Source organism: Citrobacter sp. Cf116 (genome assembly GCF_030336505.1).
Lineage (GTDB): Bacteria > Pseudomonadota > Gammaproteobacteria > Enterobacterales > Enterobacteriaceae > Citrobacter > Citrobacter freundii.
Genome location: NZ_JAOWEQ010000033.1, coordinates 1 through 13,268, shown reverse-complemented (window position 1 = coordinate 13,268; position 13,268 = coordinate 1). Strand labels below are relative to the sequence as shown.

The window sequence follows — 13,268 nt, the reverse complement described above, 5'->3', positions numbered from 1 at the left end:
AAAATACATTAACGTTGAGCGTAATAAAACCCACCAAGTGTAAGGTGAGGTGATAAAGGCTTATACCTGGCAACAGAATCTAAGAAGGTGAGCTGCCCCGATGTTGAATACGCTGATTGTGGGCGCCAGTGGCTATGCCGGCGCAGAGCTTGTGACCTATGTAAATCGCCATCCTGATATGACCATAACCGCTTTGACCGTCTCAGCGCAAAGCAATGATGCAGGAAAATTAATCTCCGATTTGCATCCGCAGTTGAAAGGCATTGTCGATTTACCGTTGCAGCCAATGTCAGATATCAGCGAGTTTAGCGCAGGGGTGGATGTTGTGTTCCTCGCAACGGCTCATGAGGTGAGTCATGACCTGGCTCCGCAGTTTTTGCAGGCCGGTTGCGTGGTGTTTGACCTTTCGGGCGCGTTTCGCGTAAACGACGGCGCGTTCTATGAAAAATATTATGGCTTTACGCATCAGCATCCTGAGCTGCTGGAGCAGGCCGTTTATGGGCTGGCGGAGTGGAACGCGGATAAACTGAAAGAAGCGAATCTGATTGCTGTGCCAGGTTGTTACCCGACGGCGGCGCAGCTTTCGCTGAAACCGTTGATTGATGCCGGGCTGCTGGATCTCAGCCAGTGGCCGGTAATTAATGCGACCAGCGGCGTGAGCGGTGCGGGGCGTAAAGCGGCTATCTCCAACAGCTTTTGTGAGGTGAGCCTGCAGCCGTATGGCGTGTTTACCCATCGTCATCAGCCGGAAATCGCCACTCATCTGGGGACAGAAGTGATTTTCACCCCGCATCTGGGTAACTTCCCGCGCGGAATTCTGGAAACTATCACTTGCCGCCTTAAGGCGGGCGTAACCCATGCACAGGTGGCTCAGACGCTGCAACAGGCGTATGGCGATAAACCGCTGGTGCGTCTGTATGACAAAGGGGTTCCGGCACTGAAGAATGTGGTTGGATTACCGTTCTGCGATATCGGGTTTGCCGTACAGGGTGAACACCTGATCGTCGTGGCGACGGAAGACAACTTATTGAAAGGCGCGGCGGCACAGGCGATGCAGTGCGCAAATATTCGTTTTGGCTTTGCCCAAACGCAGTCTCTTATTTAGGGTGCAACAATGAATCCATTAATTATCAAGCTGGGCGGCGTTTTACTGGATAGCGAAGAGGCGCTGGAGCGCTTGTTTACCGCACTAGTGAATTATCGTGAGTCGCACCAGCGTCCGCTGGTCATTGTGCACGGTGGCGGCTGCGTGGTCGACGAGCTGATGAAGCAGCTGAATCTGCCGGTGAAAAAGAAAAATGGTCTGCGCGTCACGCCTGCCGATCAAATTGACATTATTACCGGTGCCCTGGCGGGAACGGCGAATAAAACCTTGCTGGCTTGGGCGAAAAAACATCACATCGCGTCTGTGGGTCTGTATCTTGGCGATGGCGACAGCGTAAAAGTGACGCCGCTCGATAAAGAACTGGGTCATGTTGGACTGGCGCAGCCGGGTTCGCCTAAGCTGATTAACACGCTGTTGGAAAGCGGTTTTCTGCCGGTAGTGAGCTCTATTGGCGTCACTGATGATGGGCTGCTGATGAACGTGAATGCCGATCAGGCGGCAACAGCGCTGGCGGCAACGCTGGGTGCGGATCTGATCCTGCTCTCTGATGTGAGCGGTATTCTGGATGGTAAAGGCCAGCGTATTGCCGAAATGACCGCAGCGAAAGCGGAACAGCTGATTGAACAGGGCATTATTACCGATGGCATGATCGTGAAGGTGAATGCGGCGCTGGATGCCGCGCGTACGCTGGGTCGTCCGGTGGATATCGCCTCCTGGCGTCATGCAGAGCAACTCCCGGCGCTGTTTAACGGCACGCCAATTGGTACGCGTATTCTGGCTTAACTATTAATGTGCCGGATGGCGGCTTCGCCTTATCCGGCCTACGTGGGTTTTGTAGGCCCGGTAAGCGCAGCGCCACCGGGCAAAAATATCATATTAAGGAAATTCGTTATGGCACTTTGGGGTGGGCGTTTTACACAGGCAGCAGATCAGCGGTTCAAACAGTTCAACGACTCGTTGCGTTTTGACTACCGCCTGGCAGAACAGGATATTGTTGGCTCTGTGGCCTGGTCCAAAGCGTTGGTAACGGTCGGTGTACTGACTGCTGATGAACAGCTGCGGTTGGAAGAGGCGCTGAATAATCTGCTGGAAGAGGTTCGTGCGAATCCTCAGCAGATTCTGCAAAGCGATGCCGAAGATATTCACAGTTGGGTGGAAGGTAAGCTGATTGATAAAGTCGGCCAGCTTGGTAAAAAACTGCATACCGGACGTAGCCGTAACGACCAGGTCGCGACCGATCTCAAGCTGTGGTGCAAAGACACGGTTATCGAATTACTATCGGCCAATCGTCAGTTGCAAACTGCGCTGGTGGTGACGGCGGAGAATAACCAGGACGCCGTCATGCCGGGTTACACCCACCTGCAACGTGCGCAGCCGGTGACGTTTGCTCACTGGTGTCTGGCCTATGTTGAAATGTTGGCGCGTGACGAGAGCCGCCTGCAGGATGCGCTCAAACGCCTGGACGTCAGTCCGTTAGGCTGCGGCGCGCTGGCGGGTACGGCGTATGAAATCGATCGCGAGCAGCTGGCGGGTTGGTTGGGCTTTGCCTCGGCTACGCGCAACAGTCTGGACAGCGTTTCTGACCGTGACCACGTTCTGGAGTTACTCTCAGACGCCTCTATCGGCATGGTACACCTGTCGCGTTTTGCTGAAGACCTGATTTTCTTTAACACCGGCGAAGCGGGCTTTGTCGAGCTGTCCGATCGTGTGACTTCGGGTTCATCTTTGATGCCGCAGAAGAAAAATCCGGATGCGCTGGAGCTGATCCGTGGCAAATGCGGTCGCGTGCAGGGTGCGTTGACCGGCATGATGATGACGTTAAAAGGCCTCCCGCTGGCATACAACAAAGATATGCAGGAAGACAAAGAAGGGCTGTTCGACGCGCTCGACACCTGGCTGGACTGTCTGCATATGGCCGCGCTGGTGCTGGATGGCATCCAGGTGAAACGTCCGCGTTGCCAGGAAGCAGCGCAGCAGGGTTATGCTAACGCCACTGAGCTGGCGGATTATCTGGTGGCGAAAGGTGTCCCGTTCCGCGAAGCGCACCATATCGTAGGTGAAACGGTGGTCGAGGCGATTCGACAGGGCAAACCGCTGGAGGCGCTGTCGCTTGCTGACTTACAAAAGTTTAGCCAGGTGATTGGCGATGATGTTTACCCGATCCTCTCGTTGCAATCGTGCCTGGACAAGCGTGCGGCGAAAGGCGGCGTGTCACCCCAGCAGGTTGCACAGGCGATCGACTACGCGAAGGCACGTCTGGCATAAAGTGATGGGTAATCATTCGAGCCTGGCGTCACGCCGGGCTTTTTTATGCAAAAAAAATGCGGACACAAGGTCCGCAAAAGTTCACGTTGGCTTTAGTTATTTCGAGTATGAGAGAAACTCTCAGAACGGACAGTAGCTTCAAGGGTTAAAGGGGTACCGTTCCGTTTCTGTGGTGCATTATTAAACAGAAAGCTTGATAGGGATAATCGTTCGTTGCTATGCTACCTATCGCTACGAACTATCGTGGCGATGGAGGATGAATAATGAATATTCGTGATCTTGAATACCTGGTAGCGCTAGCCGAACATCGTCACTTCCGACGAGCGGCAGACTCCTGTCACGTTAGCCAACCAACACTGAGCGGGCAGATCCGCAAGCTGGAAGATGAGCTTGGCGTCATGTTGTTGGAGCGTACGAGTCGCAAGGTGCTGTTCACCCAGGCTGGTTTGCTGCTGGTGGATCAGGCGCGCACCGTGCTGCGCGAGGTCAAAGTGCTCAAGGAGATGGCAAGCCAACAAGGCGAGACAATGTCTGGCCCGCTGCATATTGGTTTGATCCCAACGGTGGGGCCATACCTGCTGCCGCATATTATTCCGATGTTGCACCAGACCTTCCCAAAACTGGAAATGTATCTCCATGAGGCGCAGACACATCAGCTGTTAGCGCAACTGGATAGCGGCAAGCTCGACTGCGTCATTCTGGCGCTGGTGAAAGAGAGTGAGGCGTTCATCGAAGTACCGCTATTTGATGAGCCTATGCTGCTGGCGATCTATGAAGATCATCCGTGGGCAAACCGTGACTGTGTACCGATGTCCGATCTGGCGGGTGAAAAACTGCTGATGCTGGAAGATGGCCACTGCCTGCGCGATCAGGCAATGGGCTTCTGCTTTGAAGCGGGTGCTGATGAAGATACCCATTTTCGGGCAACCAGTCTGGAAACGCTGCGTAACATGGTGGCGGCAGGAAGCGGTATTACCTTACTGCCTGCGCTGGCTGTTCCGCCGGAGCGTAAGCGTGATGGTGTCGTTTATCTGCCATGCATTAAACCCGAACCGCGTCGTACGATTGGTCTGGTGTACCGTCCTGGTTCGCCGCTGCGCAGCCGTTATGAACAGTTGGCAGAGGCCATCCGTGGATCAATGGATGGCCATTTCGACAGTGCGTTAAAACAGGCGGTTTAAGCCATTTAGCGCTGCTACCCGATAGGCTTCTGCCATGGTTGGGTAGTTAAAGGTGGTGTTAACGAAGTACTCGATAGTGTTACCACCACCTTTTTGCTCCATTATCGCTTGCCCGATGTGAATAATTTCGGCCGCGCGCTCCCCAAAGCAGTGGATCCCCAGAATCTCTTTGGTTTCGCGATGGAACAGGATCTTCAGCGTTCCGACACTCATACCCACGATTTGCGCACGTGCCAGATGCTTAAACTGGGCGCGGCCAACCTCGTATGGAACTTTCATTGCCGTGAGTTGCTGTTCGGTTTTACCAACGGAGCTGATTTCTGGAATGGTATAAATCCCGGTCGGGATATCTTCAATCAGATGCGCGGTGGCTTCGCCTTTTACCAACGCCTGGGCGGCAATGCGTCCCTGGTCGTAGGCTGCCGATGCCAGGCTCGGATAACCGATCACATCCCCTACAGCATACACATGCGGCAGCGCCGTCTGGTACATGCTATTCACTTTGAGCTGCCCACGGCTGTCGGTTTTCAGGCCAATGTTTTCCAGCGCCAGCGAATCGGTATTACCGGTACGGCCATTGGCGTACAACAGGCAGTCTGCCTTCAGTTTCTTACCGGATTTCAGGTGCATGATGACGCCGTCATCGCAGCCTTCAATCTTCTCATACTCTTCGTTATGGCGAATGACCACACCGCTGTTCCAGAAGTGGTAAGAGAGCGAGTCGGACATCTCTTGATCTAGGAACGCCAGCAGACGATCGCGGGTGTTGATTAAATCAACTTTGACGTCCATTCCACGGAAGATCGACGCATATTCACAGCCAATGACCCCCGCGCCATAAATCAGCACATGGCGTGGTTCGTGGTGCAGGCTCAGGATAGAGTCGCTGTCGTAAACCCGTGGATGCGAAAAGTCGACATCAACAGGGCGATAAGGACGCGAACCGCAGGCAATAACAAACTTATCCGCAGTCAGCGTTTCCACCGTACCGTCGTGACATTCCAGGGCGATCGTGTGTTCATCAACAAAACGGGCATTCCCCTGCAAAATTTCGCAGTGATTGCGCTCGTAAAATCCTTGCCGCATACGCGTTTGCTGATTAATAACGTTATCAGCGTGGTTGAGAATATCGGCAAAAGAAGAACGAAGGAGTCGGGAGTGGTCGCTGTACAGTGGGTTCTGATTGAATTCAATAATGCGGCTGACGGCGTGGCGGAGGGCTTTCGACGGGATGGTGCCCCAGTGGGTACAGCCTCCGCCGACGTTATGATAGCGCTCAATCACCGCGACGCGCGCTCCTTGCTTAACCAGACCCATTGCAGCGCCTTCGCCGCCGGGACCGGAACCTATTACTATTGCATCGTAATCGTAGGAATGTGACATGGTCAGGCTTACCTGTTCTTATACATAAAAGCAACAGAATAGTAACATCGTTGTCAGGATAACCCAATTATCGTTGTGCTTTTTTGCGAAGTCGAAGCACAAACTGCGCGTAAACAATCATTCACAAAGCCATGCCAACCGCCTAATCTCTGGTATAGTGCCAGCAAGGTATGTGGAAGGATTCAGACATCGTGATGGGCGTTAGAGCGCAACAAAAAGAAAAAACCCGGCGTTCGCTGGTAGAAGCCGCATTTAGTCAACTGAGCGCTGAGCGTAGTTTTGCCAGCCTCAGTTTACGCGAAGTTGCTCGTGAAGCGGGCATTGCGCCAACCTCGTTTTATCGCCATTTCCGCGATGTGGATGAACTCGGCCTGACGATGGTGGACGAAAGCGGTCTGATGCTGCGTCAATTGATGCGCCAGGCGCGCCAGCGTATCGCGAAGGGCGGGAGTGTGATCCGCACCTCGGTCTCAACATTTATGGAGTTCATCGGCAACAATCCCAACGCCTTCCGTTTATTATTGCGCGAGCGTTCGGGGACATCCGCAGCGTTTCGTGCAGCGGTCGCACGTGAAATTCAGCACTTCATTGCGGAACTTGCGGACTATCTGGAACTCGAAAACCATATGCCTCGTGCGTTTACTGAAGCGCAAGCCGAAGCCATGGTAACCATTGTTTTCAGCGCCGGGGCAGAAGCACTGGATGTTGGCGCTGAACAGCGTCGACAGCTAGAAGAGCGGCTGGTATTGCAACTGCGTATGATCGCGAAAGGCGCATTTTATTGGTACCGCCGTGAACAAGAGAAGATGACGCACCACTCCGAGTAACGAGAAGGACAAGCAATGAAACAGTCAGGTCAAGATAAAGGTACGCTGCTGCTGGCGCTGGTTGCTGGCTTATCGATCAATGGTACATTTGCGGCGCTGTTTAGCTCCATTGTGCCATTCTCCGTATTCCCGATTATTTCGCTGGTGCTGACGGTTTATTGTTTGCATCAACGCTATCAGAACCGCACCATGCCTGTGGGATTGCCGGGCCTGGCCGCCGCCTGTTTTATTCTCGGTGTTCTGCTGTACAGCACCGTGGTACGCGCTGAATATCCGGATATTGGCTCTAACTTCTTCCCGGCGGTGCTGTCGGTGATTCTGGTGTTCTGGATCGGCTTTAAAGTGCGTAACCGTAAACAGGAAATTGTGGAGTAACAGTTGTCGCTGTAGGCCGGATAAGGCAAAGCCGCTATCCGGCAATCTGAACCGGTAGTGCTTATCCGGCCTCCGTTCAGTCTTACTTCTTCGTTAACAGTACTCCGCACTCCATATGGTGCGTATACGGGAACTGATCGAACAGAGCCAGACGTGAAACATTGTGCGTCTGGCTTAACGTTTCCAGATTCTTACACAGCGTCTCCGGATTGCAGGAGATGTACAGAATGCGCGGATACGCCTGCACCATTTTCTCCGTTTCGCTGTCCAGACCGCTGCGCGGTGGGTCAACGAAGATAGTTTCACACTGGTAACTCTTCAGATCGATTCCCTGCAAACGGTTGAACTCGCGAACGCCGTTCATCGCCTGTGTAAACTCTTCGGCCGCCATGCGGATAATTTGTACGTTATCAATATGGTTAGCCGCGATGTTGTACTGCGCAGCAGCCACGGACGGCTTGGCGATTTCCGTCGCCAGTACGCGGTTGAAGTTTTGCGCCAGGGCTAACGAGAAATTGCCATTGCCGCAATACAGCTCCAGCAGATCGCCTTTTGAGCCCCTGGTGACATCAATCGCCCACTCCAACATCTGAATATTCATGGCGGCGTTCGGCTGGGTGAAGCTGTTCTCAACCTGGCGGTAGATAATCTCTTTACCTGCAACCGGCAAGCGTTCGTCAATGTAGTCCTGGTCCAGCTCAATTTTGGTTTTGGTAGCCCGACCAATCAAATGCACGTTCAGGTTTTGCGCCCGCAGCGCATCTCGCAGCGCTTCGGCTTCCTTACGCCATTCATCATCCAGCTTTTTATGGTACAGCATCGAAACCACCGCCTGATCGCTCAGGGTTGTGAGGTAATCAATCTGAAACAGTTTGTGGCGCAGGACATGGTTGTTGCGAACGCCGTCGATCATTGCCGTCATCAGCGTGTTAATGAGCTCGCTGGCAGCCGGGAAGCTGTCGACGCGAATACGGTTTTTGGTCTGGCTGTCGAACATGATGTGGTACAGGTCATCACCGTCATGCCACAGGCGGAATTCGGCGCGCATACGGTAATGGCTGACCGGTGAGCGAAACACTTCCGGAGCCTGTGCATAAAATGGCGTCATTAAGCTCTGCAGACGCACTACTTTCTCAGCTAACTGGGCGTCGTACTGTTCTGTCGGAAGGTGTTCGGGGGTCATGATGCGTCCTGAAAAATAAAAGTACGCGGGGATTGTAGGGATTGCTCAACAGATGTCCAGTCATTGATGATTTCCGATAATGTGATACGCGGTCTGGACACCAGGTTGTAACAAACTGTAGCATCCGTTTTCCGGTCCTGTGAGTTAAAAGGGAATCCAGTGTAAATCTGGAGCTGACGCGCAGCGGTAAGGAAGGTAAGAGATGAGCGCACCTGGTGCAGACACTGCGGATTGCCGCGGGAAGTCATCGTCTCTTTAAGTCGCCTCCAAGCCCGAAGACCTGCCGGCTAACGTCGCATCTGGTTTTCATCATCGCGTACTATCGGTGGGACCTGCGGCATCCTTCTTAAATTGTGGATGCTTTACAATGATCAAAAAATCATTGCTGTGCACGGCGCTGTCCGTCACGGCATTTTCTGGTTGGGCACAGGACACTCGCCCGGATACTCTCGTCGTCACTGCCAACCGTTTTCAGCAGCCTGTTAATACTGTTCTTGCCCCCACCGATGTGGTCACGCGTGAAGATATTCAGCGCTGGCAGTCAAAAGATCTGAATGATGTCATGCGTCGATTGCCGGGGGTAGATATCTCGCAGACCGGTGGGATGGGGAGCAGCTCTTCTCTATATGTGCGTGGGACTGAAGCGCGTCATGTGCTGGTACTGATTGACGGTGTTCCAATGGCACGGCCAGGCATTTCCAATGGTGTTGATATTGGCCAGATTCCGGTATCGCTGGTGCAGCGGGTTGAATACATTCGCGGACCGCGTTCAGCGGTGTATGGATCTGGTGCGATCGGTGGTGTGGTTAACATCATTACGATGAGTGATGAAGAGAAATCGCAGATCAACGCAGGCATGGGTAGTAACGGTTATCAGACTTACGATGGCGCTATCAACAAGCGTTTCGGCGACACGGTGGTGACCGCTGCCGGCGCATATCAGACGACGAAAGGCTTTAACATTCAGCCCGATTCACCCTACAGCGGTGACAGCGACCGGGATGGTTACCGTAACAAGTTGTTCTGGGGCGCGGTACAGCATAAGTTCGACAATAATTTCTCCGGTTTTTTCCGTGGCTACGGCTACACCGCGAATAGCGATTACGACCAAGGGGCGTGGGGTTATCCGGGCGGTAATGACGAAGCCCAGAATTACAACCAGTCCTGGGATACGGGTTTACGGTACAACTCTGGCATTTACTCTTCTCAGTTAATTGCTAACTACCAGCGCCTGAAGGATTACAACTACAGTAACGAGCTTGGCCGCTACGCAGGAGATGCCACGCTGGATGATATGGAACAGCGTTATATCCAGTGGGGGAATAGCATTGAGGTTGGACATGGGGCGATCAACGGCGGTGTTGACTGGAAACAGGAAAAACTGACCTCCAGTAGCACGACGTTATCCGACAGCTATAAACGTGATACGACCGGGCTTTATCTGACCGGACAGCAACAAATTGACAGCGTCACGCTGGAAGCTTCGGGGCGTGAAGATCATGACGAACAATTCGGCTGGCATGGCACCTGGCAGACCGCAGCCGGCTGGGAGTTTGTTGATGGTTATCGCGCAACGCTCTCTTACGGTACTGGTTTCCTGGCACCCTCGCTGGGTCAGCAGTACGGGGCGACGCGCTTTGCCTCATCCTATGGGCCGGGTATTGCCGCCAACCCGAACCTGAAACCGGAAGAATCCAAACAGTGGGAAGCAGGAATTGATGGATTGACAGGGCCGCTTGATTGGCGTCTTTCCGCATACCACTATGAAATTCAAAACCTGATCGACTACAAGAATAACCAGTACGTCAACGTTAAATCAGCCACGATTAAGGGGCTGGAATGGACCGGAAACATTACGACTGGCCCTGTAGAACATCATCTAACGCTACAATACGTTGATCCGCGCGATGATGACACAAACAAGGTGCTCTATCGCCGTGCAAAACAGCAGGTTAAGTATGAGTTAACCGGACAGGTCCAGGATCTGGGCTGGAACGTTGCGTATCAATATATAGGTGAACGTTACGATAATGATTACGACAATAATCGTGATGTTAAATTGGGCGGCGTCAGCTTATGGGATATCGGATTATCATATCCAATCACCTCACAGCTGACAGTTCGTGGTAAAATCGCCAACCTGTTCGATAAAGATTACGAGACAGTTTATGGCTACGCAACTGCAGGACGGGAATACACCTTGTCTGGCAGCTACACCTTCTGATCCCCGTCCCACCGTGCTGGTGTTTGATTCCGGCGTCGGTGGGTTGTCGGTCTATGACGAGATCCGGCGTCTTCTGCCGGATCTCCACTATATCTACGCTTTCGACAACGTCGCCTTTCCTTATGGAGAGAAGAGCGAGGAGTTTATCGTCGAGCGTGTTGTTGAGATTGTGACTGCTGTCCAGCAGCGTTATCCCCTCTCTCTTGCGGTCATCGCATGTAATACAGCAAGCACGGTGTCGCTTCCTGCGTTACGTGAGAAGTTTGCCTTCCCGGTTGTGGGCGTGGTGCCTGCGATTAAACCGGCGGCGCGACTCACGGCGAATGGCGTAGTGGGGCTGCTGGCTACGCGTGCAACGGTGAAGCGCTCGTATACCCATGAGCTGATTGCGCGGTTTGCTAACGAATGCCAAATTGCAATGTTGGGTTCTGCTGAGCTGGTGGAACTGGCGGAAGCGAAGCTGCACGGTGAAACACTTTCTCTGGAAGAGCTGCGGCGTATTCTGCGTCCGTGGCTGCGGATGTCGGAACCACCCGACACGGTAGTGCTCGGGTGCACTCATTTCCCTCTATTACAGGAAGAGCTTTTACAGGTCCTGCCCGAGGGGACGCGGCTGGTGGATTCTGGTGCCGCGATTGCGCGCCGCACGGCCTGGTTATTAGAACATGAAGCGCCAGATGCGAAATCAACAGATGAGAACGTTGCATTTTGTATGGCAATGACGACAGAAGCCGAACAACTATTGCCCGTGCTACAGCGCTATGGCTTTAAAACGCTCGAAAAACTGTCAGTTTAAGTTGTTTTGATGAAAAAATACGCACTCGGAAGATTATTTTAAATTTCCCCTTGTCAGCCCGAAATAACTCCCTATAATGCGCCTCCACTGACACGGAATAACGGATTACAAGCCGCCGGGTCAGCGGGGTTCCACTGAGAATCTCGTAGAGAAAAGCAAAAATAAATGCTTGACTCTGAATGAGGAAAACGTAATATACGGGACCTCGCGACAGAGCGCTAAAGCGCGTCGCAACTGCTCTTTAACAATTTATCAGACAATCTGTGTGGGCACTTGAAGATACGGATTCTTAACGTCGCAAGACGAAAAATGAATACCAAGTCTCTGAGTGAACATACGTAATTCATTACGAAGTTTAATTCACGAGCATCAAACTTAAATTGAAGAGTTTGATCATGGCTCAGATTGAACGCTGGCGGCAGGCCTAACACATGCAAGTCGAACGGTAGCACAGAGGAGCTTGCTCCTTGGGTGACGAGTGGCGGACGGGTGAGTAATGTCTGGGAAACTGCCCGATGGAGGGGGATAACTACTGGAAACGGTAGCTAATACCGCATAACGTCGCAAGACCAAAGAGGGGGACCTTCGGGCCTCTTGCCATCGGATGTGCCCAGATGGGATTAGCTAGTAGGTGGGGTAACGGCTCACCTAGGCGACGATCCCTAGCTGGTCTGAGAGGATGACCAGCCACACTGGAACTGAGACACGGTCCAGACTCCTACGGGAGGCAGCAGTGGGGAATATTGCACAATGGGCGCAAGCCTGATGCAGCCATGCCGCGTGTATGAAGAAGGCCTTCGGGTTGTAAAGTACTTTCAGCGAGGAGGAAGGCGTTGTGGTTAATAACCGCAACGATTGACGTTACTCGCAGAAGAAGCACCGGCTAACTCCGTGCCAGCAGCCGCGGTAATACGGAGGGTGCAAGCGTTAATCGGAATTACTGGGCGTAAAGCGCACGCAGGCGGTCTGTCAAGTCGGATGTGAAATCCCCGGGCTCAACCTGGGAACTGCATCCGAAACTGGCAGGCTAGAGTCTTGTAGAGGGGGGTAGAATTCCAGGTGTAGCGGTGAAATGCGTAGAGATCTGGAGGAATACCGGTGGCGAAGGCGGCCCCCTGGACAAAGACTGACGCTCAGGTGCGAAAGCGTGGGGAGCAAACAGGATTAGATACCCTGGTAGTCCACGCCGTAAACGATGTCGACTTGGAGGTTGTGCCCTTGAGGCGTGGCTTCCGGAGCTAACGCGTTAAGTCGACCGCCTGGGGAGTACGGCCGCAAGGTTAAAACTCAAATGAATTGACGGGGGCCCGCACAAGCGGTGGAGCATGTGGTTTAATTCGATGCAACGCGAAGAACCTTACCTACTCTTGACATCCAGAGAACTTAGCAGAGATGCTTTGGTGCCTTCGGGAACTCTGAGACAGGTGCTGCATGGCTGTCGTCAGCTCGTGTTGTGAAATGTTGGGTTAAGTCCCGCAACGAGCGCAACCCTTATCCTTTGTTGCCAGCGATTCGGTCGGGAACTCAAAGGAGACTGCCAGTGATAAACTGGAGGAAGGTGGGGATGACGTCAAGTCATCATGGCCCTTACGAGTAGGGCTACACACGTGCTACAATGGCATATACAAAGAGAAGCGACCTCGCGAGAGCAAGCGGACCTCATAAAGTATGTCGTAGTCCGGATTGGAGTCTGCAACTCGACTCCATGAAGTCGGAATCGCTAGTAATCGTGGATCAGAATGCCACGGTGAATACGTTCCCGGGCCTTGTACACACCGCCCGTCACACCATGGGAGTGGGTTGCAAAAGAAGTAGGTAGCTTAACCTTCGGGAGGGCGCTTACCACTTTGTGATTCATGACTGGGGTGAAGTCGTAACAAGGTAACCGTAGGGGAACCTGCGGTTGGATCACCTCCTTACCTTAAAGAA

The 13,268-nt window shown here is 53.0% G+C and carries 10 protein-coding genes, 1 rRNA gene and 1 riboswitch; of the genes, 9 read left to right on the top strand and 2 right to left on the bottom strand.

Going from position 1 to position 13,268, the window contains the following annotated elements; genetic code table 11:
- The first annotated feature begins 100 nt into the window (after positions 1–100).
- The 4 genes from argC to oxyR all read left to right on the top strand — a co-directional run bounded on the left by argC (position 101) and on the right by oxyR (position 4,551).
- Positions 101–1,105, top strand: coding sequence for an N-acetyl-gamma-glutamyl-phosphate reductase (gene argC / locus OGV74_RS05070; RefSeq protein ID WP_008323185.1), 1,005 nt, complete (start codon positions 101–103; stop codon positions 1,103–1,105).
- 9 nt (positions 1,106–1,114) lie between these two features.
- Positions 1,115–1,888: an acetylglutamate kinase gene (gene argB / locus OGV74_RS05065; RefSeq protein WP_003028854.1), complete on the top strand. Its 774-nt coding sequence runs from the start codon at positions 1,115–1,117 to the stop codon at positions 1,886–1,888.
- 108 nt (positions 1,889–1,996) lie between these two features.
- Positions 1,997–3,370: an argininosuccinate lyase gene (gene argH / locus OGV74_RS05060; protein ID WP_003028856.1), complete on the top strand. Its 1,374-nt coding sequence runs from the start codon at positions 1,997–1,999 to the stop codon at positions 3,368–3,370.
- Between the two features lie 263 nt (positions 3,371–3,633).
- On the top strand, positions 3,634–4,551 hold the full coding sequence (gene oxyR, locus OGV74_RS05055; RefSeq protein ID WP_003028858.1) for a DNA-binding transcriptional regulator OxyR: 918 nt from the start codon (positions 3,634–3,636) through the stop codon (positions 4,549–4,551).
- On the opposite strand, the gene sthA is transcribed toward oxyR, so the two are convergent.
- Complete coding sequence (gene sthA, locus OGV74_RS05050; RefSeq protein WP_003028860.1) at positions 4,534–5,934, bottom strand: Si-specific NAD(P)(+) transhydrogenase; 1,401 nt, start codon at positions 5,932–5,934, stop codon at positions 4,534–4,536. The genes oxyR and sthA overlap by 18 nt on opposite strands.
- Positions 5,935–6,125: 191 nt before the next feature.
- Here sthA and fabR point away from each other — a divergent pair, with 191 nt between their 5' ends.
- Both fabR and OGV74_RS05040 read left to right on the top strand, forming a co-directional pair.
- On the top strand, positions 6,126–6,761 hold the full coding sequence (gene fabR / locus OGV74_RS05045; protein ID WP_003028862.1) for an HTH-type transcriptional repressor FabR: 636 nt from the start codon (positions 6,126–6,128) through the stop codon (positions 6,759–6,761).
- A 15-nt stretch (positions 6,762–6,776) separates the two neighbouring features.
- Positions 6,777–7,136, top strand: a complete 360-nt coding sequence (locus OGV74_RS05040; RefSeq protein WP_003028863.1) for a YijD family membrane protein — start codon at positions 6,777–6,779, stop codon at positions 7,134–7,136.
- 82 nt (positions 7,137–7,218) lie between these two features.
- Here OGV74_RS05040 and trmA read toward each other — a convergent pair whose 3' ends face one another.
- Complete coding sequence (trmA, locus tag OGV74_RS05035; RefSeq protein WP_003028866.1) at positions 7,219–8,319, bottom strand: tRNA (uridine(54)-C5)-methyltransferase TrmA; 1,101 nt, start codon at positions 8,317–8,319, stop codon at positions 7,219–7,221.
- A 115-nt stretch (positions 8,320–8,434) separates the two neighbouring features.
- Positions 8,435–8,621, top strand: a riboswitch (cobalamin riboswitch).
- A gap of 65 nt (positions 8,622–8,686) precedes the next feature.
- On the opposite strand from trmA, the gene btuB reads away from it, so the two are divergent.
- The 3 genes from btuB (at position 8,687) to OGV74_RS05020 (ending at position 13,258) form a co-directional block, all read left to right on the top strand.
- Positions 8,687–10,543, top strand: a complete 1,857-nt coding sequence (gene btuB / locus OGV74_RS05030; RefSeq protein ID WP_003028868.1) for a TonB-dependent vitamin B12 receptor BtuB — start codon at positions 8,687–8,689, stop codon at positions 10,541–10,543.
- Positions 10,488–11,339, top strand: a complete 852-nt coding sequence (gene murI, locus OGV74_RS05025) for a glutamate racemase (RefSeq protein WP_086504743.1) — start codon at positions 10,488–10,490, stop codon at positions 11,337–11,339. Before btuB ends, murI begins: the two co-directional genes overlap by 56 nt.
- 377 nt (positions 11,340–11,716) lie before the next feature.
- Positions 11,717–13,258, top strand: a 16S ribosomal RNA gene (locus OGV74_RS05020).
- Positions 13,259–13,268: the final 10 nt, after the last annotated feature.

Excerpts from the sequence above, each read along its gene's own strand:
- argC (WP_008323185.1), top strand. The coding sequence starts at position 101 with ATGTTGAATACGCTGATTGTGGGCGCCAGTGGCTATGCCGGCGCAGAG.
- argB (WP_003028854.1), top strand. The coding sequence starts at position 1,115 with ATGAATCCATTAATTATCAAGCTGGGCGGCGTTTTACTGGATAGCGAA.
- argH (WP_003028856.1), top strand. The coding sequence starts at position 1,997 with ATGGCACTTTGGGGTGGGCGTTTTACACAGGCAGCAGATCAGCGGTTC.
- oxyR (WP_003028858.1), top strand. The coding sequence starts at position 3,634 with ATGAATATTCGTGATCTTGAATACCTGGTAGCGCTAGCCGAACATCGT.
- sthA (WP_003028860.1), bottom strand. The coding sequence starts at position 5,934 with ATGTCACATTCCTACGATTACGATGCAATAGTAATAGGTTCCGGTCCC.
- OGV74_RS05040 (WP_003028863.1), top strand. The coding sequence starts at position 6,777 with ATGAAACAGTCAGGTCAAGATAAAGGTACGCTGCTGCTGGCGCTGGTT.
- trmA (WP_003028866.1), bottom strand. The coding sequence starts at position 8,319 with ATGACCCCCGAACACCTTCCGACAGAACAGTACGACGCCCAGTTAGCT.
- btuB (WP_003028868.1), top strand. The coding sequence starts at position 8,687 with ATGATCAAAAAATCATTGCTGTGCACGGCGCTGTCCGTCACGGCATTT.
- murI (WP_086504743.1), top strand. The coding sequence starts at position 10,488 with ATGGCTACGCAACTGCAGGACGGGAATACACCTTGTCTGGCAGCTACA.